Here is a 492-nt window from a genome sequence, read left to right as displayed (position 1 = left end):
GGCTAGTCTAGGCTCATGCCGCTATAATTCCCGCCTCAAAAATCAGAGGTTGAAATATGTACAGCGATATCACTCCTATTCACGAACACAAAAAATACTGGGCCGAGTGCTACGGAACTGCACCCTTTTTGCCTACCAGTAGAAAGGAGATGGATGCTCTTGGATGGGATAGCTGTGACATTATTATTGTAACTGGTGACGCTTATGTCGATCACCCGAGCTTTGGCATGGCTATCATTGGCCGTTTGCTTGAAGCTCAAGGATTCCGCGTGGGCATTATTGCGCAACCAAAGTGGGACAATAAAGACGCCTTCATGAAGCTAGGTAAACCTAACCTATTCTTCGGCATTACAGCGGGTAACATGGACTCCATGATCAACCGCTACACCTCTGATCGCAAATTACGTCACGATGATGCTTATACGCCAAACAACGAAGGTGGCAAGCGTCCTGACCGTGCAACTCTAGTTTATTCCCAACGTTGTCGCGAAG

At 47.4% G+C, this 492-nt stretch carries 1 pseudogene; it reads left to right on the top strand.

The features are described 5' to 3' along the window. Positions 1–56 precede the first annotated feature (56 nt). A pseudogene (locus tag AB4653_RS25900) lies at positions 57–492 on the top strand (YgiQ family radical SAM protein); the annotation flags it as partial.

Source organism: Vibrio sp. 10N.222.48.A3 (assembly GCF_041475345.1).
In the GTDB taxonomy this organism is placed as follows: domain Bacteria; phylum Pseudomonadota; class Gammaproteobacteria; order Enterobacterales; family Vibrionaceae; genus Vibrio; species Vibrio tasmaniensis_A.
This window is presented reverse-complemented; position numbering and strand designations above follow the sequence as displayed.